The sequence below is a fragment of the Limobrevibacterium gyesilva genome (genome assembly GCF_025989185.1).
Lineage (GTDB): Bacteria > Pseudomonadota > Alphaproteobacteria > Acetobacterales > Acetobacteraceae > Limobrevibacterium > Limobrevibacterium gyesilva.
The window spans coordinates 59,377-79,620 of the sequence record NZ_JAPDNT010000020.1; the positions used below are offsets into that span (position 1 = coordinate 59,377).

Annotated in this window: 21 protein-coding genes; 10 read left to right on the top strand and 11 right to left on the bottom strand. The window is 70.5% G+C overall.

The features are described from left to right. Positions 1-49: 49 nt before the first annotated feature. The 7 genes from fahA to OL599_RS18405 form a co-directional block, all read right to left on the bottom strand. A complete protein-coding gene (gene fahA / locus OL599_RS18375; RefSeq protein ID WP_264715329.1) occupies positions 50-1,348 on the bottom strand; it encodes a fumarylacetoacetase in 1,299 nt (432 codons plus the stop codon). Continuing rightward, positions 1,345-2,637, bottom strand: a complete 1,293-nt coding sequence (gene hmgA / locus OL599_RS18380; protein ID WP_264715331.1) for a homogentisate 1,2-dioxygenase — start codon at positions 2,635-2,637, stop codon at positions 1,345-1,347. Before hmgA ends, fahA begins: the two co-directional genes overlap by 4 nt. A 93-nt stretch (positions 2,638-2,730) precedes the next feature. After that, complete coding sequence (locus tag OL599_RS18385) at positions 2,731-3,450, bottom strand: Crp/Fnr family transcriptional regulator (protein ID WP_264715332.1); 720 nt, start codon at positions 3,448-3,450, stop codon at positions 2,731-2,733. Positions 3,451-3,657: 207 nt separating this feature from the next. Beyond that, positions 3,658-4,305 carry a maleylacetoacetate isomerase gene (gene maiA, locus OL599_RS18390; protein ID WP_264715333.1) on the bottom strand — a complete coding sequence of 216 codons (648 nt, stop codon included), beginning with the start codon at positions 4,303-4,305 and terminating at the stop codon, positions 3,658-3,660. Then, positions 4,302-4,517 carry a DUF2783 domain-containing protein gene (locus tag OL599_RS18395; RefSeq protein WP_264715334.1) on the bottom strand — a complete coding sequence of 72 codons (216 nt, stop codon included), beginning with the start codon at positions 4,515-4,517 and terminating at the stop codon, positions 4,302-4,304. Before OL599_RS18395 ends, maiA begins: the two co-directional genes overlap by 4 nt. Positions 4,518-4,519: 2 nt before the next feature. Next, the gene (locus OL599_RS18400) at positions 4,520-6,181 is read right to left on the bottom strand and encodes an FAD-dependent oxidoreductase (protein ID WP_264715335.1); all 1,662 of its coding nucleotides are present in this window, start codon (positions 6,179-6,181) and stop codon (positions 4,520-4,522) included. A gap of 15 nt (positions 6,182-6,196) precedes the next feature. Continuing rightward, positions 6,197-7,174 carry an MBL fold metallo-hydrolase gene (locus OL599_RS18405; protein WP_264715336.1) on the bottom strand — a complete coding sequence of 326 codons (978 nt, stop codon included), beginning with the start codon at positions 7,172-7,174 and terminating at the stop codon, positions 6,197-6,199. A gap of 131 nt (positions 7,175-7,305) precedes the next feature. On the opposite strand from OL599_RS18405, the gene OL599_RS18410 reads away from it, so the two are divergent. From OL599_RS18410 to OL599_RS18425, 4 genes are all read left to right on the top strand, one after another. Beyond that, positions 7,306-7,830, top strand: a complete 525-nt coding sequence (locus tag OL599_RS18410) for a MarR family winged helix-turn-helix transcriptional regulator (RefSeq protein ID WP_264715337.1) — start codon at positions 7,306-7,308, stop codon at positions 7,828-7,830. Between the two features lie 79 nt (positions 7,831-7,909). Continuing rightward, positions 7,910-8,392 carry a CinA family protein gene (locus tag OL599_RS18415; protein WP_264715339.1) on the top strand — a complete coding sequence of 161 codons (483 nt, stop codon included), beginning with the start codon at positions 7,910-7,912 and terminating at the stop codon, positions 8,390-8,392. Beyond that, positions 8,385-9,131 (top strand): FkbM family methyltransferase, encoded by a 747-nt coding sequence (locus OL599_RS18420; RefSeq protein WP_264715340.1) that lies wholly within the window; start codon positions 8,385-8,387, stop codon positions 9,129-9,131. Before OL599_RS18415 ends, OL599_RS18420 begins: the two co-directional genes overlap by 8 nt. 109 nt (positions 9,132-9,240) lie before the next feature. After that, positions 9,241-9,996 (top strand): SapC family protein, encoded by a 756-nt coding sequence (locus OL599_RS18425; protein WP_264715342.1) that lies wholly within the window; start codon positions 9,241-9,243, stop codon positions 9,994-9,996. A gap of 188 nt (positions 9,997-10,184) precedes the next feature. Here OL599_RS18425 and OL599_RS18430 read toward each other — a convergent pair whose 3' ends face one another. Then, complete coding sequence (locus OL599_RS18430; RefSeq protein ID WP_264715343.1) at positions 10,185-11,291, bottom strand: branched-chain amino acid ABC transporter substrate-binding protein; 1,107 nt, start codon at positions 11,289-11,291, stop codon at positions 10,185-10,187. A 158-nt stretch (positions 11,292-11,449) separates the two neighbouring features. Here OL599_RS18430 and OL599_RS18435 point away from each other — a divergent pair, with 158 nt between their 5' ends. Further along, positions 11,450-12,256 (top strand): hypothetical protein, encoded by an 807-nt coding sequence (locus tag OL599_RS18435; RefSeq protein WP_264715344.1) that lies wholly within the window; start codon positions 11,450-11,452, stop codon positions 12,254-12,256. Positions 12,257-12,304: 48 nt separating this feature from the next. Beyond that, complete coding sequence (locus tag OL599_RS18440; RefSeq protein ID WP_264715345.1) at positions 12,305-13,963, top strand: glycosyltransferase; 1,659 nt, start codon at positions 12,305-12,307, stop codon at positions 13,961-13,963. Here OL599_RS18440 and OL599_RS18445 read toward each other — a convergent pair. Together OL599_RS18445 and OL599_RS18450 are read right to left on the bottom strand one after the other, a co-directional pair. Further along, the gene (locus OL599_RS18445) at positions 13,947-14,318 is read right to left on the bottom strand and encodes a hypothetical protein (RefSeq protein WP_264715346.1); all 372 of its coding nucleotides are present in this window, start codon (positions 14,316-14,318) and stop codon (positions 13,947-13,949) included. The two genes, OL599_RS18440 and OL599_RS18445, sit on opposite strands and share 17 nt — an antisense overlap. 54 nt (positions 14,319-14,372) lie before the next feature. After that, the gene (locus OL599_RS18450; protein WP_264715347.1) at positions 14,373-15,473 is read right to left on the bottom strand and encodes a YncE family protein; all 1,101 of its coding nucleotides are present in this window, start codon (positions 15,471-15,473) and stop codon (positions 14,373-14,375) included. A gap of 158 nt (positions 15,474-15,631) precedes the next feature. On the opposite strand from OL599_RS18450, the gene OL599_RS18455 reads away from it, so the two are divergent. Together OL599_RS18455 and OL599_RS18460 are read left to right on the top strand one after the other, a co-directional pair. Further along, on the top strand, positions 15,632-16,234 hold the full coding sequence (locus OL599_RS18455; RefSeq protein ID WP_264715348.1) for a TetR/AcrR family transcriptional regulator: 603 nt from the start codon (positions 15,632-15,634) through the stop codon (positions 16,232-16,234). An 11-nt stretch (positions 16,235-16,245) separates the two neighbouring features. Beyond that, a complete protein-coding gene (locus OL599_RS18460; protein WP_264715350.1) occupies positions 16,246-17,532 on the top strand; it encodes an MFS transporter in 1,287 nt (428 codons plus the stop codon). 19 nt (positions 17,533-17,551) lie between these two features. Here OL599_RS18460 and OL599_RS18465 read toward each other — a convergent pair whose 3' ends face one another. Next, the gene (locus OL599_RS18465; protein WP_264715351.1) at positions 17,552-18,826 is read right to left on the bottom strand and encodes a hypothetical protein; all 1,275 of its coding nucleotides are present in this window, start codon (positions 18,824-18,826) and stop codon (positions 17,552-17,554) included. Between the two features lie 45 nt (positions 18,827-18,871). Between OL599_RS18465 and OL599_RS18470 the strand changes: the two genes are divergently transcribed. Further along, positions 18,872-19,198 carry a hypothetical protein gene (locus OL599_RS18470; RefSeq protein ID WP_264715352.1) on the top strand — a complete coding sequence of 109 codons (327 nt, stop codon included), beginning with the start codon at positions 18,872-18,874 and terminating at the stop codon, positions 19,196-19,198. 215 nt (positions 19,199-19,413) lie between these two features. After that, positions 19,414-20,244 (top strand): hypothetical protein (locus tag OL599_RS18475; protein ID WP_264715353.1); only part of this gene is annotated, 831 nt, incomplete at its 3' end.

The window sequence follows — 20,244 nt, forward strand, 5'->3', positions numbered from 1 at the left end:
AATATTGGTGTCTATGACGGGCCAGGGGAAAAGCCTTCCGGCCTTCCCTTCAAGCCGCCGGCAGGATCATCCCCCGGCACTCGCCGAAGCCGATCGGCGCAAAGCCCGCGCGAACGCCACGCGCGCGCAGGATCACTTCGTCGCCATCTTCCAGGAACCGCCGCGTCTCCCCCGACGCGAGTTCCACCGGCCTGCGTCCACCCATCGAGATCTCCAGCAGGCTGCCCCAGCCGGTTTCCTCGGGCGCCGAGATCGTGCCGGAGCCGAACAGGTCGCCTGGCTGCAGGTTGCAGCCGCCGCTGGCGTGGTGGGCCACCATCTGCGCCACCGTCCAATACAGGTGGCGTGCGTTGCCGATCGACAGCCGGTGCGCATCCATGCCGCGGGCGCGCATCGTGGGCGTGGTCAGCAGCACCTCCAGCTCCAGGTCCAGCGCGCCGTGCTGCTGGTCGTGCTCCGACAGCAGATGCGGCAGCGGCGCGGGATCGCCCTCCGGCCGCGCCGGTTGCGCACTCCGGAACGGCAGCAACGCTTCCGGCGTCACCACCCAGGGAGACACGGACGAGTGGAAACTCTTGGCCAGGAACGGGCCGAGCGGCTGGTATTCCCAGCCCTGGATATCGCGCGCCGACCAGTCGTTCAGCAGGCAGAACCCGGCGACATGCGTGTGCGCCTGCCCGATCGGGATCGGCTCGCCCAGCTCGTTGCCCGGCCCGATCCAGACTCCCAGTTCCAGCTCATAGTCCAGGTTCCGGCACGGCCCATGGCTCGGCACCGTTTCGTTCGCCGGCTTGCGCTGCCCGTTCGGCCGGCGCACCGGCACGCCCGAGGGACGCACCGAGGAGGCGCGCCCGTGATAGCCGACCGGCACGTATTTGTAGTTCGGCATCAGCGGATTGTCCGGCCGCAACAGCCGGCCCACATTGGTGGCGTGCTGGATGCCCGCGTAGAAATCGGTGTAGTCGCCGATCGCCGCCGGCAGGTGCATGGTGCAGTCGGCGGCGCGATGCAGCAGCCGCGCCTCCAGGCCGCGCACGGGCGCCGGCGCGCCATCCGACAACAGTTCGAACAGCCGCGCCCGCACTGTTGCGCGCGCGGCGGCCCCAAGCGCCATGAACGCGTTGAGCGTCGGCCCCGCCGCCGCCTCCGCCGCGTCGCCCTTCAGCAGCCCGGCTTCCAGCACCGCCGGCAGATCGAGGATGCGATCGCCGATTGCCACCCCCCCGCGCGGCGCCGCGCCATGCGGGCTGAACACGCCGACAGGCAGGTTCTGGAGCGGAAAATCGGCGTGCCCGTTGGCGGAGGAAACCCAGCTCCTTCGCCCGGCGTCATGCGTATGGTCGGTCACGGCGCGAAATACTTCCTCATTCCGGTCCAGCAGGAATCATAGTCGCCTTGTAGTTGCGGGCAGGCCATGGCGAATTCGCTGGGGCGCAGCACCTGGCTGGTTTCGAACATGAAGGCCAGCGTGCCGTCGATCTTGTGCGGCACCAGCTCGGCGGCCATGGCGCGCTCGGTGGTGGCGTTGTCCGGCCCGTGCGCGGTCATCAGGCCATGCAGGCTCAGCCCGCCGGGCATGAACCCCTCGGCCTTGGCGTCGTACACGCCCGTCACCAGGCCCATGCATTCGTTCATCACGTTGCGATGGAACCAGGGCGGCCGGAACGTGTTCTCCGCCACCATCCAGCGCGGCGGGAAGATCACGAAATCCATGTTGGCCCGCCCCGGCGTGTCGGTGGGCGAGGTCAGCACCGTGAAGATCGACGGGTCCGGATGGTCGAAGCTGACCGTGCCCATCGCGTTGAACCGGTCAAGCGCATATTTGTACGGCGCGTTGTTGCCATGCCACGCCACCACATCCAGCGGCGAATGGTCGAGTTCGGTCGCCCACAGCTCCCCCATGAATTTCTGCACCACTTCGCTCGCCTCGTCGCGATCCTCGAACGACGCTACCGGCGAAAGAAAATCGCGCGGATTGGCGAGCCCATTGGCGCCGATCGGGCCGAGATCCGGCAGCCGCAGCACCACGCCGTGATTCTCGCAGACATAGCCGCGGGCGGCCGCGTCCAGCAGTTCCACGCGCATGCGCACCCCGCGCGGGATCACCACGATCTCGCCGGGCGCCACCTGCAGCCGCCCCATCTCGGTCGCCACCAGCAGCCGGCCGAGCTGCGGGACGATCAGCATCTCGGCGTCGGCATTCCAGAAGATGCGCTGCATCGAGCGGTTGGCGCGATAGACATGCACGCTGACCCCGTCGGCATAGGCGCCGTCCGCATTGGCCGCCATCGTGGTCAGGCCGGCGACGAAATCGGTGGGTTCGTCGGGGACCGGCAGCGGGTCCCAGCGCAGCCGGTTCGGGTCCGGCCGCGCCAGCCGCCCGCCCAGCAGCCGGCCGTCGATGCGGCGATAGGGCGGATGGGCCGCGGACGGGCGGATGCGATACAGCCAGGACCGGCGGCTTTCGCGGCGCGGCACGGTGAATGGCGTGCCCGATAGCTGTTCGGCATACAGCCCGTGCGGCGGCCGCTGCGGCGAGTTGCGGCCTTCCGGCAGCGCGCCGGGAACCGCCTCGGTCGCGAACTCGTTGCCGAAGCCCGAGAGCATCGCCAAAGAGAGGCTGGAAACGGTGTCCATGATCGTGTCCTCCTCGATCCGGCGCGAAGATAGTTTCAAACGAAACCGATTGAAAGCGACATCGTCATTCGACATGGCCGCACGGGCTGCGGCTTATTCGTACAGCGCCAGCAATTCCTGCGGCCTGCGCACCACCAGATGCCCGTCCAGCTGGTCGATGGCGCCGCTGTCCCGCCAGACGCGCAGCTGCTTGTTCACGCTCTCGCGCGAACTGGCGACCAGCGTGCTGAGGTCGCGCTGCGACAGCTTCAGGTCGATGCGCGTGCCGCCCCCCTGCTCCGGCGGCAGCGGGCGGCCATAGTCGGCCGCCAGCTGCAGCAGCAGCCGCGCCAGCCGCGCCGGCAGATCGAACAGAGCGACCTCCTCCAGCGCCAGGCTGGTGCGGCGCAGCCGGTCGCACAGCACCACCAGCAGCCGCTCGACCATGGTCCCGTGGCGTAGCAGGAAGGGCATGAAGTGGCGCCGCTCGACCACCATCAGCGTCGTGTCCTCGATGGCCAGGGCGTCGGCACTGCGCGGCTTGCCGTCCAGCAGGGCGATCTCGCCGAAGATCTCGCCGGGGCCGATCACGTTCAGCGTGACCTCCTTCCCGTCCATCGAGACATTGCCGACGCGGATGCGCCCGGCCAGGACCGCCATCATGCTGCTGCCAGGGTCGCCCTTGTTGAAGACGGTCGTGCCCTTGAGGTAGCGCCGCTCGGCCGCGAAGCCGATGATCTCGTCGATCTCCTCCGGGCGCATGGGCCGGAAGAACGGGCTGGTCAGCAGCGCGTCGCGCTTCATCCGGGTGTCGATCCTTGGCGGACGAGTCATGTCAGGGGGTCGTTCCCGCCACACACACCCCTCCGGGCCGGCCTGTTCGGGTCCGATGGTCCACGCGCGCCCCCGTGATGTCGACCCTCGCCGCATCTTTCGGCCAGCATATCGGGCGCCCGGCAAAACATCCATCCGCCGCGCACATGCCCACAACACCGTTGCCGAAGCGTTGACGCACGGCCGACGGCGGCGGTCAGGTCCGCTTCAGGCCGCGTCCGGCTGAGCCTCCGGCGCCGCCGCCTGAAACGCCGGCAGGGCCCGGCACGCCGCCTCCGCCCGCAGCAGCAGCGGAAGTGCATCGAGCGGGCAAGCGTAGCGTCGGGCGTTGGCGAGTTGCGGTACCAGGCAGATATCGGCCAGCGACGGCTCGGCGCCGAAGCAGAACGGGCCCGCGCCGCCCGCGCGTTGCAGTATGGCTTCCAGCGGCGGCAGGCCCACGCCGATCCAGTGCCGGTACCAGGCGTCGATCGTCGCCTGTTCCTGGCCGAGGTTGCGCTTGAGATATTGCAGCACCCGCAGATTGTTCAGGGGATGGATGTCGCAGGCGATCGCCAGCGCGAAGGCACGGATCTGCGCACGCGTGGTCGGGTCCTGCGCCAGCAACGGCGGCGACGGGTGGGTTTCCTCCAGCCACTCGATGATGGCCAGCGACTGGCTCAGCACCGCGCCATCATCGGTTTCCAGCACCGGCACCAGCTCGGACGGATTGAGCGCGCGAAACACCGGACCGTGCTGCTCGCCGCCGCCGCGCGTCAGGTGCACGAAGGCGGGGTCGTAGCCGATGCCCTTCAGCTGCAGCGCGATCCGCACGCGATAGGCGGCGGAGGAGCGGAAATACGTATGAAGCTTCATGGCGCTGCCTTCGCGCGGGTATCGGGCGCCGCATTCAGCGCCGCGTCGATTGCCGCCCGCACCACGGCGACGCTGCCGATATGGTTGGCCAGCAGCAGAATGATCCGCGCATCCAGCCGGCGCGATGCCTCGGGATCGAGGCCCCGATGCGCCTCCACCAGCGCCTCGAACAGGCCATCGGGATCGTCCAGGCGTGGCGTCGTCTCCAGCATCGTCACCCTGCCATGCGTTGCGTGTCGGCCGCCGCGAACCCCAGCGCGGCCAGCCGCGCCTGCGCCACGGCCGCGGCCTCGAACGCGCGCCAGCGGGCCGCGACGTGCTGGTCCGGGCGCAACAGGATCGCGGTGCCGGGGCGCGCGTCGTAGCGGGCGGCCGCGAGGCCCTGGTGATCGTGCAGCGCCCCCTCCTCCGCCATGGCCGTCACGAACACCGGCCGCACCGGCAGGCGGCCTTGCCCCAGTTGCGCGAGCACGCCGGCGGGGAAATCGCCGGGCCGGCCGAACAGCAGCAGCGTGAACGCGTTGCCGCCGAGATGGTGCAGCAGCCAGTCATCGGCGCCGTCCCGCCGCACCGGCGCGTCCACGGCGGGCGCACCCGGCGGCAGGCCGCCCAGCCAGTCCTCGCGGTCGGGCGTGCTCAGCGGCGACTCGCGCAGCACGGCAGGACGCGACAGCCGTCCGGAATTCACCAGCGGCCGTGCGAACGCGTAGTGCTCGGCCAGCTCCAGCGCCGCGTCGCGATAGGCGCGCGCGGCATGGTTCTTCGGCGTGATGAAATCGGTGCTGCGGGTCGAGTTCAGGATGTTCTCGTCGGCGGCCGGAATCCGTTCCGCGTCGTAGCTGTCCAGCAGCGCCTCGGGTGCCGCGCCCTGCAGCACCGCCGCCAGCTTCCAGGCGAGGTTGTCGGCGTCCTGCGTGCCGCCATTGCCGCCCCGCGCGCCGAACGGACTGACCTGGTGCGCCGCGTCGCCCAGGAAGATCGTGCGTCCGTGCCGGAATTTCTCCAGGCGCCGGCAGCGGAACGTATAGACGCTGATCCACTCCAGCGTGAATTCCACATCGGGCCCCAGCATCGCGCGCACCCGGCCGGCGACGCGCTCCGGGTCCTTTTCCGCCTCGGGATCGGCGTCCCAGCCGAGCTGGAAATCGATGCGCCACACATTGTCGGCCTGGCGGTGCAGCAGCACGGAGCCGCCGGGATGGAACGGCGGATCGAACCAGAACCAGCGCTCGGCCGGGAACGCAGCCTGCATCACCACGTCGGCGATCAGGAACCGGTCGCGGAACACCTTGCCGACAAACGGCAGCCCCAGGCTCTCGCGAACGAAGCTGCGCGCGCCGTCGCAGGCCAGCAGCCAGTCGGCGTGCAGGTCATACGACCCCGCCGGCGTCGCCACCGTCAGCGCCACGCCGTCGGCCCGGTTGGCAACGGCGGCGACGCGGCTCTTCCAGCGCAGCTCCACCAGCCCCGAGGCGCGGCACGCATCGACCAGCCATTCCTCCAGGTAGTACTGCTGCAGGTTCACGAAGGCCGGATATTCGTGGCCAGGCTCGGGCAGCAGGTCGAAGGCGTAGACTTGGCGATCGTGGAAGAACACTTTCCCCACGTTCCAGATAACGCCCTTGCGCAGCAGCGCCGGCCCCACGCCCAGCCGGCCGTAGATTTCCAGCGACCGCTTGGCATGGCAGATGGCGCGCGAGCCGATGCTGACCGTGTCGTCGTCGTCCAGCACCACCACAGACTGGCCGCGTTGCGCGAGGTCCAGCGCCACCGCCAGCCCCACCATGCCGCCACCCACGACCACGACGGGGTGGCGCGCCCCCTGCTCGCCCACCGCCGCGAAAGCGTAGCGTGGATAAGTGTAGGTGCCGCCCATGCGCCCCGCCGCCGGTCAGCCGCCGATTTCGCCCGATTTCGCCGCCTTGTTCTCCAGCGCCTTCCACATCTCGACGTCGCGCTCGGCGGTCCAGATGCGCGGGCGGTCATGGCCGGCGGCTTCGTCATAGGCGCGCGACACGTTGAACGGCATGCAATGGTCGAAGATGACCCAATGGCCGAACGCCGGCCGCATCTTCTCCATCGCCTCGGCATAGATCGCGTTCAGGCTGCCGCCTTTCGCCACGCCCGCCTTCACGATGGCGAACAGGCGCGAGGTGAACGCCTCGGTGCCGTCCAGTGCCTCGGCCACCTCCTTCGCGTTCATCAGCGCCCGGCCGCGGCCCGGCACCATCTTCTCCGCCCCCAGCTCGCGCAGCTTGCGGATGGTGCTTGGCCAATCGGTGAAATGCGCGTCGCCGCAATAGGGGGTCGCGCCGAATTCCACGGTGTCGCCGGCGAACAGCACCTTCTCTTTCGGCAGCCACACGATGGTGTCGCCCGCGGTGTGCGCGCGCCCGATATGGATCACCTGCGCCTCGCGCTCGCCCAGCCACAGCGTCATCCGGCCATGGAAGGTCTGGGTCGGCCAGGTCAGCCCGGGAATGCCGTCGCGGCCGCGGAACAGGCGCGGGAAGCGGCCGATCTCGCTGTCCATGTCCTGCTGCCCGCGCTCGACGATCAGGTCGCGGGTCACGTCCGAGCAGATGATGGAATGCGCAGGATAGCCGGAGGCGCCGAGCACGCGCACCGCGTGGTAATGCGACAGCACCACCTGCCGCACCTTCCGGTCGGTCACGGTGGCGATGCGCGCCTGCACTTCCTGCGCCATCGCCGGCGTGGCCTGCGCGTCCACCACCACCACGCCGTCCGGCCCCACGATCACGCCGGAATTCGGGTCGCCCTCGGCGGTATAGGCATACAGCCCCGGCCCGAGCTCATCGAACGAGACCTGCTTCTCCGCGAGGTCATTGGTTGAGGCGAAGCCGGCCATGCGCTCACTCCCATCCTGGAATTTCACCCCGGTGGGCGTTTCTAGCACGGACCGCCGCCGCGCGCGGGCCGTTCCCACCACCTGTCGTCCGACCGTATGCTGTGCGGTCTGGACTGACGGGTTAATTACAAATGCAACCAAAATCAAGCACCGACACCCCACCGGCGGACGAGCCGTTCCTGCTGGAGGAGTTCCTGCCCTACGAGCTGTCGGTGGCCGCCAATCGCGCGTCCCGCCTGTTCGCGCGCCGCTATTCCGAGGCGTTCGGCCTGTCGATCGCGGAATGGCGCGTGATGGCGATGGTCGGCCGTTTCGGCACGATCTCGCCCGGCGCCGTGGCCGAGCGCGCGGAGATGGACAAGGTGAAGGTCAGCCGCGCCGTCGCCAGCCTGGTCGCCGCCGGGCTGGCCGAGCAGGGCCCGGATCCGCAGGACGGCCGCGCCCGCCTGCTGCGGCTGACGCGCAAAGGCCGCCATATGCACCAGGACATCGTGCCCCTGGCCCGGACGCTGGAGGCGCAACTGGCCGCAGGGCTCAGTGCCGACGAATGGGCGGCCCTGCGCAACTGCCTGCGCAAGCTCTACGCCCATGTGCGCCGCCTCGACGCCGCGGAGCCCCGGCCGAAGGACGGCAAGGCCACCCGGCTGCCGGAATGATCGGGCGCACTTGCGGCGTCGCACCGAAGCGGCCGATGTTCGCGTCGAATCGCATCAACCGCGGAGAAGAACCGCCCCCATGGAAACGCTGCTCGTCCCGGCCATCCGCGCCGGCGAATTGCTGAAGGCGGCCGGCGCCACGCTGGCGGTCGCGGAGTCCTCCGCGGGCGGCCTGATCTCGGCCGCCCTGCTCGCGGTGCCGGGCGCCTCCGCCTATTTCCTCGGCGGCGCCGTCGTCTATACGCGCCAGTCCCGGCGCCTCCTGCTCGACATCCCGGACGCGGCACTCGACGGCATCCGCCCGTCCACCGAGCCCTATGCGCTGCTGCTGGCCCAGAGCGTGCGCAGCCGGTTCGGCGCCACCTGGGGCATCGCCGAAACCGGAGCGACCGGCCCCACCGGCAACCGCTACGGCGACGCCGCCGGCCACGCCTGCCTGGCCATCGCGGGGCCGAACGAGGCGGCACTCACCCTGGAGACCGGCAGCCCCGACCGCACCGCCAACATGCGCGCCTTCGCCGCCGCTGCCCTGGACCTGCTGGAGCGCGCGCTGCGTGGATGAACTCGCCTTCCATCGCGCGCTGGCCCGCCCCGGCACCATCCTCGACATCGGCGCCCATACCGGCGCGCTGACCCTGCCTTTCGCCGAACTGCCGGGCCTGCGCGTCATCGCCTTCGAGCCCCTGCCCCCCGCCTTCATGCGGCTGGAACAGGCGGTGCGCGCCCGCTACGGCGCCATCCCGCCGCATGTCGACCTGCGGCAGACGGCCCTGGGCGACACCGCCGGGTCGATCGCGCTGGATGTGCCGGTGGTCGGCGGCGTGGCGCAGGAGCAATGGGCGTCGATGGTGAAAGACTACGAAGCCATGCGCCGCGCCGATCCGCGCATCGACGCCGTGCAGCATTTCACGGTCCCGCTGGCGCGGCTGGACGACCTCGCCCTCGCCGGCGTCACCGCCATCAAGCTCGACGCCGAAGGCGCGGAGGAGGACGTGTTGCGCGGCGGCGCCGACCTGCTGCGCCGCTGCCAGCCGGTCCTCTCGGTGGAGATCGAGGAGCGCCACCGCCCTGGCAGCACCACCGCCGTGCCGGCCTTGCTGTCGGAGCTCGGCTATCTCGGCTTCTACGAGCTGGCGGGCCGTTGGCGATCCATTTCCGGCTTCGACCCCGCCGCCATGCAGCGCGCCTCGCCCTCGCCGGCCAGCTTCGAGGCGTCGGACCCCTATGTTTTCGTCTTCTATTTCGTCCCGCCTGCGCGCCGCACGGAGCTGGCCCGGCTGGCCCGCCTCGATCCGCAATGATGCCGGCCCGGAGGCGCCCCGGGCTCGACGGGCCCGCGCGGCTCATGCAGATTGCCCGGCGACAGGCGCAGACCCGCCGCCGCCATGCATCCGACCAGGGAGGCCAGTGATGTCCGACGCCCAGACCGCCCCCGTCCTGCCGCTGTTCTTCAAGCGCGTCGTGGGCGTCAACCCGAACCTGCATGCGGGCCTGCGCCTCGACCGCAGCGCGGGCTACGGCTTCAGCGCCCAGGCCCAGTCGGTGCCGCTGGGCCTCGGCGAGTTCGAGGCCGCGTCCCAGCATTACCCGATCCTGTTCACCACCGGCCCGAACCCCACGCCGGTGGCGCTGCTCGGGCTCGCCGAGGCCAGCAACCTGTTCCTCCTGCCCGACGGCGCGACGTGGCGGCAGGGCGCCTACATCCCGGCCTATGTCCGGGCCTTCCCGTTCATCTTCGTCGAGGATGCCTCCACCAAGACCGTCTATGTCGGCATGGAGCCCGACGCCGCCTGCCTCAGCACCGACAGCGGCGCGCCGCTGTTCGAGGACGACAAGCCGACCGCCGCGCTGAACGAGGCCATCGCCTTCTGCTCGACCTTCCGCGACAACATGGCCGCCGCCGCCGCCTTCGCCCGCGCCCTGGACGCCCAGGGTCTGCTGGAGGAGGAGGAAGCCACCGTGAACTTCACCTCCGGCGGCAGCACGCGCATCCGCGGCTTCAAGATCCTGCGCGCGGACCGGCTCGACCAGGTCAGCGACGAGACCTTCCTCGACTGGCGCCGCCGCGGCTGGCTCGGCGCGCTCTACGCCCACCTGCATTCGACGGCCCGCTGGGCCCGGCTGATCGAGCTGGCCGCCGCCGCCCGCCCGCCCGCCGCCGCCTGATACCAACGGCCCTTGACGATGCCCCTTCCATCGTCAAGGGCCGTTGGTATCGCGCGCCGGGTTGGTGTGCGGCGGCGCGCAAAATGACGACTCGTACCAGCGGTCATTCTTCATGGCCGCTGGGATGGCGCCGCACACGAAAAAGGCCCGGGTCACCCCGGGCCTTTCCTGTCTGCGCAGCGCGCCGATTACATCTCGGAATAGGCGCCGTTGTGCCAGATGTAGAACACGTAGTCGGAAACGGTGACGTCACCCTTCTTGTCGTAGGAGATCGGGCCCAGCACCGTGTTCCAGGTGCCGGACTTCAGCGTGGCGGCGACCTTCTTCGGATCGGTCGTGCCCGCCTTGTTCGCGGCCTCGGCCCATTCCTGCACGGCGGCATAGGTGTAGAGGACATAGCCCTCCGGATCGATGCCCTTGTCGCGGAACTGCTTCACCACCGCGGCGGCCGTCGCGCGCCGGCGCGGATCGGACGGGAAGGTCATGATCGCGCCCTCGCCCGCCGCCCCGGCGATCTGCCAGAACTCGTTGGTCACCAGCGCGTCGCCGCCGATCACCGTCAGGTTCATGCCCTGCTCCTTGGCCTGACGCATGATGAGTCCGGTCTCGGTGTGGTAGCCGCCGACATAGACGACGTCGACGCCCGCCCCTTTCAGCCGGCTGACCAGCGAGGAGTAGTCCTTCTCGCCCGGCACGTAGGCGGCATACATCGTCTCCTTCATCCCGGCGGCGTTCATGGCCTTCTTCGTCTCGTCGGCCAGGCCCTTACCGTAGGCGGAGTTGTCGTGCAGGATCGCGACCTTCCGGTTCTTGTATTCCTTCGCCAGGTAGGCGCCGGCAACCCCGCCCTGCTGGTCGTCACGCCCGCAGGTGCGGAAGGTGTTCCAGCTGCCTTCGTCGGTGAATTTCGGGTTGGTCGAGGCCGGCGTGATCTGCAGGATGCCTTCTTCCGTGTAGACCTTGCTGGCCGGGATCGAGCTGGACGAGCAGAAATGCCCGGCCACGAACACCACCTTGTCGTTGGCGAGCTGGTTGGCCACCGAGGTCGCCTGCTTCGGGTCGCAGGCGTCGTCGCCGATCTGCAGCACCAGCTTCTGGCCGAGCACGCCGCCGGCGGCATTGATGTTCTCCACCGCAAGCTCGGCGCCGGCCTTCAACTGCTGGCCGAAGCTGGCGTAGTTGCCGGTCATCGGCCCCACTGATGCGATGCGAATCTGCGCCTGCGCCGGCGTCACCGCCAACGCCAGGGCCGCCGCCAGCGACGCAGCGCCGGCGAACAGAATCCTCGTGTTCATGAACCTTTTCCTCGCGCGTTTCATCACCGCGCCGGACGCGCGGCTGCTTTGCAGCGTAGGCGGATCGTGGCGTTTCTGCAAAGGCTCGCCGGATTCTGGAGCCCCGCGGCGCCGGCGCGGGGGTTGCGCCGAATCCCTGAACCCGGCACCACCAGCCCATGCTCGACCCGATCTGGACCGGCCTCGCGATCAGAATGGCAGCGGCCGCCGGCGTGGTGGTGCTGGCCTGCCTGCTGGTCGAGCGCACGGGGCCACTGGCCGGCGCAATGATTGCCACGCTGCCGGTCTCGGCCGGCCCCGCCTACGTCTTCCTGGCCATGGAGCACGGCCCGGCCTTCGTGGCGGCGAGCGCGCTCGGCAGCCTCGCGGCCCTCGCGGCCACCGCCGTCTTCGTCACCACCTACACGCTCCTGGCCCGCCGCCGGCACGGCCTGGCGGTCACGCTGGGCAGCGCGTTCCTGGCCTGGGGACTCGCCGTCGCCATCGTCCGGCCAGCCGCCACGACACTCCCCTTCGCGTTGGCGCTGGACGTGCTGGTGTTCGCCGCCTGCTACAGCCTGACCCGCGCCGCCCGCGCCGCGCCGCCCGCCCTGCGCGCGGCCAGCCGCCATTGGGACATTCCGGTGCGGGCGCTGGCCGCCATGGGCCTGGTCGGCGCCGTGCTGGTGATCGGCCGGGTCCTCGGCCCGGCCGCCGCCGGCATCGCCGCCCTGGCGCCGGTGGTGCTGGGCAGCCTCGGCCTGCTGCTCTATCCCCGCCTCGGCGGCCCCGGCACGGCAACCGTGCTCGCCAACACCTTGCCCGGCCTGATGGGCAACGCCGTGGCGGTGGCCGTGCTCAACCAGACCGCCGTCGGCCTCGGCTCGCTGTGGTCGCTGCTGCTGGCCCTGGCGATCTGCGTCGTCTGGAACGCGGGCCTGCTGACGATCGCGGGCATGCAGGGCCGGAAGGCCGGCTTGCCGTGAATCGTCGTTTCACCGACAGTCCCGGACGCATGCAGCACACCCGCGCCCATGGCTGACCCGCCCGCCCGCCTGATCGGCATGCTCGAACAGGCCGACCGCCACCGCATTTCCGGCTGGGCCGCCGACCCGTCCATCCCCGGCGTCCCGATCGAGCTGGAACTGCTGATCGACGACCAGCCCGCCGGCACCCTGCCCGCGCGCCGGTATCGCCCAGACTTGCACAAGGCCGGCATCGGCGATGGCTGCCACGGCTTCCAGGTCCACCTGCCGCGCGGCCTCTCCGCCGGCGCGGACCATGTGGTGCGCATCCGCCGCGCCGCCGACGGCGCCGAGCTGCGGGGCTCGCCGGTTACCATCGCGGGTGAGGAAGCGCCGGGCGACGCCGCGCGCCAGGCCATCGCCGCGGCCCTGGACCACGCCGCCGCCACCGCCAGCCCGGACGAGCTCGATGCGCTGATCGCCCTGCTGGCGCAGCGCACCGCCGCGCTGCTGTTCGCCCACGGCAATGCCCTGCCGGCGCCGCAGGCAGCTTTGGTGGCGCGATGGAGCGGGGCGCCTGCCCCCCCGGACCCGCGCCCCCGGGCCCTGTTCATCGACGAGGCCGTCCCCGACGCGAACCGCGACGCCGGATCGAACGCCGCCATCTCGCACATGCGGGCGCTGCAGCGGCTGGGCTACCGGGTGGATTTCGTCGCCGCCTACGGCCTGGAGCATGGCGGCGAGCGCACCCGCGCGCTGGAGGCGCTGGGCATCACCTGCTGGCACGCCCCCTGGGTCGGCGCGGTGGAGGAGGTGCTGCGCCGGCTGGGGCCGGGGCTCGACCTCGCCTACCTGCACCGCTTCGCCGTCGTGCAGCGCTACGGCGCCCTGGTGCGGCGCTGGTGCCCGCAGGCCCGCCTGCTGTATTGCCTGGCCGACCTGCACTTCCTGCGCCTGGCCCGCCGCGAGGCGGTGGAAGCCGGCCTGCCCGCCGAGGATGCGGCGCTGTCGGACGCCGCCGCGGGCTTGCGCACCGCTGAGCTGCTGGCCGTGCTGGGCGCCGATGCCGTGATCACCCATTCCCGCTTCGAGGCCGACCTGCTGCGCCACGACGTTCCCGAGGCGACCGTGCATCTCGTGCCCTGGGACGTGGCCGTGCGGGCCACCACCGTGCCGATCGCCGAGCGCAACGGCGTCGCCTTCGTCGGCAGCTATGGCCACCCGCCGAACCTGGACGCGGCGCATATGCTGGTGGACCGGATCATGCCGCTGGTCTGGGCGGAGGACCCTTCCATCACCTGCGTGCTGGCCGGCAGCGACATGCCGGCCTCCCTGCGCGCCGCCGCCGCCCGCGCGCCCGAAGGACGCGTGGCGGCCCTCGGCCACGTGCCGTCGCTGGGCACGGTGTGGGACCGGGTGCGCCTGTCCGCCGCGCCGCTGCGCTTCGGCGCCGGCCTCAAGGGCAAGGTGCTGGACAGCCTCGCCGGCGGCATCCCCTGCGTCTGTTCGCCCATGGCCGCCGAGGGAATGGATCTGCCGCCGGCCCTGTCGCCGCTGGTCGCGGCAACGCCCGAGGCCATCGCCGCCACTATCCTGCGCCTGCACGCGAACACCGCGGCTGCGACGGCACTGGCCGAAGCCGGCCTGGACTGGGTGCGCACGGCACTCTCGGCCGCGCGGATCGACGCCGCCTTGCGCCAGAGCCTGGAACCTACGGCAACAGGCTGACCGGCACCCGCCGCAGATCCAGCGTGAAGCGGCAGCGCGGCGTGGTGTAGCTGCCCTCGGCACGATCCGCGTCCACGTGCCCTTGCAGTGCCAGCGGGAACGGTTTGCGGTCGGCGCCGAGCAGTTCCAGCCCGCCCGAAAGGGTGCCGTCCGGCGCCACATCGCCGGGCACCACCAGGGCGCCGTCATTCGGCACGAAATTGGCCTTGCGGTCCATCACCACCAGCGTGGCCTGTCCGGCGCTGCCGCAGGCGCCTGACGGCGTCATCGTGCCGGTGTAGCGCGTCTGGCGCGTCAGCGCCGTGCTGCAGCCGGCCAGCAACAACGCCATCAGGATCGGGAGTCCACGAAACATGGGCGACGCTAGCACGAAGCCGGCCGGCCCGCGCCACCGGCCGGCCGATCAATATCAGTCCTTCGCGAAGGTCAGCACGGTGAACGTGTCGGGGTAGAAGGTGTTGGCATAGAACGGCGACACCGAGGTCAGGATCTTCTTGCCGGCATCCGCCGCCCCTTCGGCCACGACGGAATAGAGCCGCTTGGTCTTCGGATCGATCTGCATGGTGCGCATGCCGGCGCGCGTGCCCAGCGTCTCCACCGGCTTGTAGGTGTCGGCATCCACCTGCTCGAACACGTTCAGCACGGCGCCGACGCCGTTGGCGAGGAAGATGCGCCTGAGCTCGGGATCGTAGACGATGCTGTCGTTCCCGCCGCCGATCTCGCCGGTGTAGATCACCTTGCCGGTCCGCGCGTCCATCACGGCGAAGGACGGCTTCACCGTGTCGCTGCCGCGACAGCCCAGCAGGATGCGGTCATGGGCGGCGTCCACGGTCAGGCTGTTGGTCTGGGCGCAGCCGGGCGTCGGCCAGTCCGCCGTCACCTGCATCGTCCTGGTGTCCACCCGGAACACCTTGTCCATGTCGCGCGAGGCGATGAAGAACGCGCCCTTGCCGTCGGAATCGGCACCCTCGATCTTGCGCGACGGCAGCTTGATCGTGCCCAGCACCTGCAGCGACGGCGCCTCCAGCACCACTGCGTCGGTGCCGTCCTTGCCGGCCGCCATGTTCACGACCACGCGCTTGTTCCCCGCGTCGTAGTGGCTGGTGTCGAGCTCCTCACCCAGCTTGACCGGCGCGCGCGCCTCCAGCGTGGACAGGCTGAACGGAATGATCGTGCCGTCCTCGTTGTTGGAAATGCCGAGGTCGAACTCGGGCATCAGGGTCGCGCCGTTGGAGCTGGCCGCCTGGGTCTTGTCGATCACCTTCACCACCTTGCCGGTGGCGATGTCGAAGACCTGCAATCCTTCCTTGCGGTGGCCGATGAACAGGTGGCCGCGCGGCGCGTCCAGCGCCACGTAGTCCCAGGCCGAGCCCTTGCCCGGGATGGTGGTGGCCTGCACCAGGTGCCAGCCGTCGAAGGCGCGCGCGGGCGCCGCCGCAAGCAGCCCCCCGGCCAGCACACCGGCCCCCAGCATGGCGGCGGCAAGCGGACGCCTGATCCCTTGTGCCATTCCCGTCGTTCCTCCCGGGGTTCATTCCGTACGGCTGCACGCCGTTGGGGTGACGAACAGTAACCACCCCGCAACGCCCGGCGCAATGACGCTCCTCCCCAAACGACCGGGCCACGTGCCGCTTGCATCTGCTTTAGATGATGATCATCATGTAAACCATGCGCGTCGACCGGAAGACACAGGCCGCCCACCGCGCCGCCATCCTGAAACAGGCCGGGCGGCTGTTCCGCCGCGACGGCATCGGCGGCGTCGGCGTGGCCGAGATCACCCGCGCGGCCGGCCTCACCCACGGCGCCTTCTACGGCCATTTCGCCAGCAAGACCGCCCTGGCCGCCGAAGCCTGCCGGCGCTCGCTGCAGGACGGCGCGGTGCTCTGGCGCGCCCGCGCCGCCCGGGCCCGCGCCGCTGGCGCCGACCCGCTGGCGGCCATCATCGACGGCTACCTGACCGAGCGGCATCGCGACCAGCCCGAGGATGGCTGCGCCCTGCCCGCCCTCGGCCCCGAGATCGCCCGTGCCGAGCCGCCGCTGCGCGCGGCGCTCGACGCGGGCATCGGCGCGCTCGCCGGCGTGCTGGAAGAAGAGATCGCGGCCCACCGCCCCGATCTGGACCCCGCCGCCCCCGCCCGGGCGGCGCTGGCCATGCTGTCGGCCCTGGCCGGCGGCCTGATCCTGGCGCGGGCCTGCGCCAATGACCCCGAACGCTCCCGCGCCGCCTTGCAGGCGGCGGCGACCATGGCCCGCGCGGCCGCGGACGCCTGAAAGGATTCGTCATGCTCGCCACCATTCTGGCCCCGGCCCTGGCGCGTCGCGGTATCCATTATGGCTGGGCGATGGTGGCACTGACCTTCCTGACCATGCTGTCCACCTCGGCGGCCATGGGCATGCCCGGCGTGCTGCTGGTGCCGCTGCGCACCGAGTTCGGCTGGGACGCCTCCTCCATTTCCGGCGCCCTGGCGCTGCGTCTGCTGCTGTTCGGCCTGGTCGGCCCCTTTGCCGCCGCGCTGATGCTGCGCTACGGGCTGCGCCGGACCGTGGGGGCGGCGCTGGCGATGATCTTCGCCGGCCTCGCGCTCGCCACCCGCATGGACGCGTTGTGGCATCTCTGGCTGACCTGGGGCGTGCTGGTGGGGCTCGCCACCGGCATCACCGCGATGGTGCTGGCCGCCACCGTTGCCAACCGCTGGTTCGTGGCCCGGCGCGGCCTGGTGCTGGGGTTGCTGACCGCCAGCAGCGCCACCGGGCAGTTGATCTTCCTGCCGGCCGCGGCCTGGCTGTCCGACCATTACGGCTGGCGGATGGCGCTCGCCCCAGCGGCGCTCGCCTGCCTCGTTTGCCTGGCGCTGGTGCTGCTGCTGGCCCGCGACCACCCGGGTGAACTCGGCCTGCCCGCCTACGGCGAGACCAGGGTGACGGCGCCACCGGACCGCAATGCCGCCGGCGGCGCCGTGCGCCTCAGCCTGTCGACCCTGGCCCAGGCCTCCGGCACGCGGGTGTTCTGGGTCCTGTTCTTCACGTTTTTCGTCTGCGGCCTGTCCACCAACGGCATCGTCCAGCACCATTTCATCCCGCTGTGCCTGGATTTCGGCATGCCGAATGTCGAGGCCGCCGGCGTGCTGGCGATGATGGGGGCGTTCGACTTCGTCGGCACCATCCTCTCCGGCTGGCTGTCGGACCGCTACGACAACCGCTGGCTGCTGTTCTGGTACTATGGCCTGCGTGGCATCAGCCTGCTGTTCCTGCCCTACTCCACCTTCAGCCTCTACGGCCTGTCGGTGTTCGCGGTGTTCTACGGGCTCGACTGGGTGGCCACCGTGCCGCCGACCATCAAGCTTACCGCCAGCACCTTCGGGCGGGAGCGGGCGCCGTTGGTGTTCGGCTGGATCTTCACCGCCCACCAGCTCGGCGCCGCCACCGCGGCCCTGGGTGCGGGCGTCAGCCGCGACGCCCTGGCCAGCTACCTGCCGGCCTTCATCGCCGCGGGGGTGGCGTGCCTGCTGGCCGCGCTCGCCATCATGGCGGTGCGCCGGCCGGCCCCGGTCGCCGTCGCCCGGACCTGAGCGACAGCGGCGCCGGCGCTCAGGTCGCGGCGGCGTCCGCGGCCGAAGCGGGGATCGTCCGCTTCGCGTCGGCCTGCATGCGGTTGCGCAGGTAATTGGGGTAGGTGAAGAAGACTTCGATGAAGATGGAATAAAGATCGCTCTCCGACAGGGCATCGGAGTCCGGGATTTCCGGATATCTGGAGAAGTCGGCGCTGAACAGGCTCGGCTGCCCCGGGAACCAGCGGGCGCGGACCGCCTCGTTGGACTCCGCGAAACGCCCGAGGAACGCCTCGGCATCGCCACGCGCCGGCAGGATGCCGGAGCCGGGGAACCGCTCCTGCAAGGCGTTGCGCACGCCCTCGCGGACCACGTCGGTCCCCGGACGCGGCTCGTCCCCCAGCGCCTCGTAGAAGCCGATGAGAAACTTCTGGGCGGCGGCGGACACGTTGGTATTGCGCGCCTGCGGATAGACCAGCTTGCCCTCGGCCAGCGTGAACCCGGACAGGAAGTCGTCGATGATATTGCCTTTGATCAGCTGCCGCCGTTCGAACACCCGCGGCTGCATCGCCGCCGCGCCGAACACCCGGGCCCAGTTGTCCAGCAGCTTGCGGTAGTCGAAATAGTCCCGGTTCGTGTAGACCCGCTTGGCATAGCCCGGCGGCGGCGGGAACGGCGGGAACATGTCGATGTTGGACCGCCCGTTCAGCACGATCATCCCGTACTGGCTCATCGCCAGCTCATGCTGCGGCCGCAGATAGGCGATGACCTGGTACTCGTCGCAGAACAGGTCGAGGAACGCCTTCAGATGGCTGATTTCGTGCGGCCCGGTCAGCCGGCTGTGGCAATGCTCGTTCGACAGGATGATCCGGTCGCACTCCGCCGGAATGGCCGCGATCTCCGCCTCCAGCCGCTGGAACAGGTCCCGGCGATAGGTCCTCAGCGTTGCCGCATCATGCACGCCGACGGCGCGCCGCATCTCGTCATGGAAGTTCAGGTCGTCCATGGCGAGCGTCGCCAGGTGGATGTGGTTGAGCACGTTCTGCGCGGCGTGCGGGGCCAAGGTCTGCGGGATGAACCAGCCGCTGCGCTGGAAGATCTCCCGGTTGGCGCTGAAGAAGGTCTGCAGCGTCGTGGTGCCCGTCTTCTCGGTGCCGATATGCAGAATGCATGTCCGGAACCGCTTGCGGGCGGGCCGCTCGTTCGCCGCACCCGGCCGGTACAACTCCGCCGCCGGCGTGTCGACCATCGGCCGCTGCGCCCCGAACCGGAACATGTAGCCCGCGCCGGACGCCTTGATCGTCAGCGCCGCCACCGCCGCTTCCGGCAATCCGGGCGGGGGCGCGAAACGGAACGCGCAGTGGCCATCGCCCAGGCCCGCATCGAGAAGGTCCTGGCGAAACGCGTCAGCCACGCAATGACCGAGCAGACGATCGCCGGAGTATACCTCAAGCTGCACGCGCCGGGTGGGGTCGTCGCGAAACAACGCCCATCCCGCGACCAGCGTGCCGTCACAACGATCCAGGTTGCCTGTGAAACTCATCGCGGCAACGCTCAGGCGATCGCATGGGACGACGATCGTCCCGCACCGGCCGCATGCCGCATCACGTCGCCGCCGATGCCGCGATACGTGCCATTCGCCGCACGGCCGGATGCGCCGTCGCCATCCGCCCTGGAACCGATGTGAATCCGAAACACTTCCGTCAGCCCACCCGTGTAATCAACATTGCCGATCCTTGGATTCTTGCACCGTATAATGCTTCCAAATCCTGAACAACACGCCGGGCGGCCGCGCATTATGGCCCCGAATGCTCAATCTTTGCGTTTGCCTTCCGGATCTGGCCACGATAACGAAAATGGAACGGCAGCGGCGGTCCTGCCGCGCTCGGCTGAGGTCTTCCCATGCTGCTTCGACGTGCGCGCGCATTCCTGCTGCCGATCATCCTGGTGCTTGCCGGCGTCGTCATCGCGCCGCGGCCGGCGCCGGCCCAGCCCGCCCCCCAGCTGACCCTCCAGGGCCAGCAGCACGCCCAGGCTTTCCTCGACCGCATGGTCCGGGTCACCGGGCGCCAGACGGCCGGCGGCGCCGGCGAGACCGGCTACGGCTTCGTCGTCGGCGAGGGCACCAACGCCCAGGGCACCCCGGTCCTGGTCATCGTCACCGCCGATCGCCTGGTGCGCGATCCCGCCCAGCCGGACCTGCGCGCCCGGCCGCCGGTGATCGTCCCCTACGGCAATCTCGGGGTCAGCCTGCAGGCCGAATTGCTGGAGCAGCGCCTGCCGCCGGCGCAAGGCGATCTTGCGGTGCTGCTGGTGGCGAAACCCACCACGGCGCTGTTCCGGCCGGTGCCGGTCGCCGACACGCAGTTGCTGCTGCCGGGCACCCTGGCCTGGCAGGACGGCCGGCCCGGCCAGTGGGAGCCGCCGGCCGCGCCCGGGCGCTACGCCGTGCGCGACGCCGCCGGCTGGCTCACCTTCGACGGCCTGGACGCCTCCCCCGGTGCGGCCGGCGCCGCGATCCTGACTGAGAAGGGCGTCGCCGGCATGCTGGTCGGGCCGGCGCCGTCCAACGGCGCGCCGCGCGGTCAAGGCCGGCCGGACAGCACCACCGTCCGCGTCCTGCCGATCGAGCTGATCGCCGCGAAGGTCCAGGCCTGGGGATTCCGATGGGACCTTCCGGCCGCCGATGGCGCGGCGCCGTCCAGCGCGCCCGGCTCCCTCGCCGCGCTGACC

Bases quoted from the DNA above. Each gene is read 5' to 3' on its own strand.
- hmgA (WP_264715331.1), bottom strand. From the start codon at position 2,637: ATGGACACCGTTTCCAGCCTCTCTTTGGCGATGCTCTCGGGCTTCGGC.
- OL599_RS18395 (WP_264715334.1), bottom strand. From the start codon at position 4,517: ATGCTGGAGACGACGCCACGCCTGGACGATCCCGATGGCCTGTTCGAG.
- OL599_RS18455 (WP_264715348.1), top strand. From the start codon at position 15,632: ATGCGCGTCGACCGGAAGACACAGGCCGCCCACCGCGCCGCCATCCTG.
- OL599_RS18400 (WP_264715335.1), bottom strand. From the start codon at position 6,181: ATGGGCGGCACCTACACTTATCCACGCTACGCTTTCGCGGCGGTGGGC.
- OL599_RS18435 (WP_264715344.1), top strand. From the start codon at position 11,450: ATGCTCGACCCGATCTGGACCGGCCTCGCGATCAGAATGGCAGCGGCC.
- OL599_RS18450 (WP_264715347.1), bottom strand. From the start codon at position 15,473: ATGGCACAAGGGATCAGGCGTCCGCTTGCCGCCGCCATGCTGGGGGCC.
- OL599_RS18415 (WP_264715339.1), top strand. From the start codon at position 7,910: ATGGAAACGCTGCTCGTCCCGGCCATCCGCGCCGGCGAATTGCTGAAG.
- OL599_RS18440 (WP_264715345.1), top strand. From the start codon at position 12,305: ATGGCTGACCCGCCCGCCCGCCTGATCGGCATGCTCGAACAGGCCGAC.
- maiA (WP_264715333.1), bottom strand. From the start codon at position 4,305: ATGAAGCTTCATACGTATTTCCGCTCCTCCGCCGCCTATCGCGTGCGG.
- OL599_RS18460 (WP_264715350.1), top strand. From the start codon at position 16,246: ATGCTCGCCACCATTCTGGCCCCGGCCCTGGCGCGTCGCGGTATCCAT.
- OL599_RS18385 (WP_264715332.1), bottom strand. From the start codon at position 3,450: ATGACTCGTCCGCCAAGGATCGACACCCGGATGAAGCGCGACGCGCTG.
- OL599_RS18445 (WP_264715346.1), bottom strand. From the start codon at position 14,318: ATGTTTCGTGGACTCCCGATCCTGATGGCGTTGTTGCTGGCCGGCTGC.
- OL599_RS18430 (WP_264715343.1), bottom strand. From the start codon at position 11,291: ATGAACACGAGGATTCTGTTCGCCGGCGCTGCGTCGCTGGCGGCGGCC.
- OL599_RS18425 (WP_264715342.1), top strand. From the start codon at position 9,241: ATGTCCGACGCCCAGACCGCCCCCGTCCTGCCGCTGTTCTTCAAGCGC.
- OL599_RS18410 (WP_264715337.1), top strand. From the start codon at position 7,306: ATGCAACCAAAATCAAGCACCGACACCCCACCGGCGGACGAGCCGTTC.
- OL599_RS18405 (WP_264715336.1), bottom strand. From the start codon at position 7,174: ATGGCCGGCTTCGCCTCAACCAATGACCTCGCGGAGAAGCAGGTCTCG.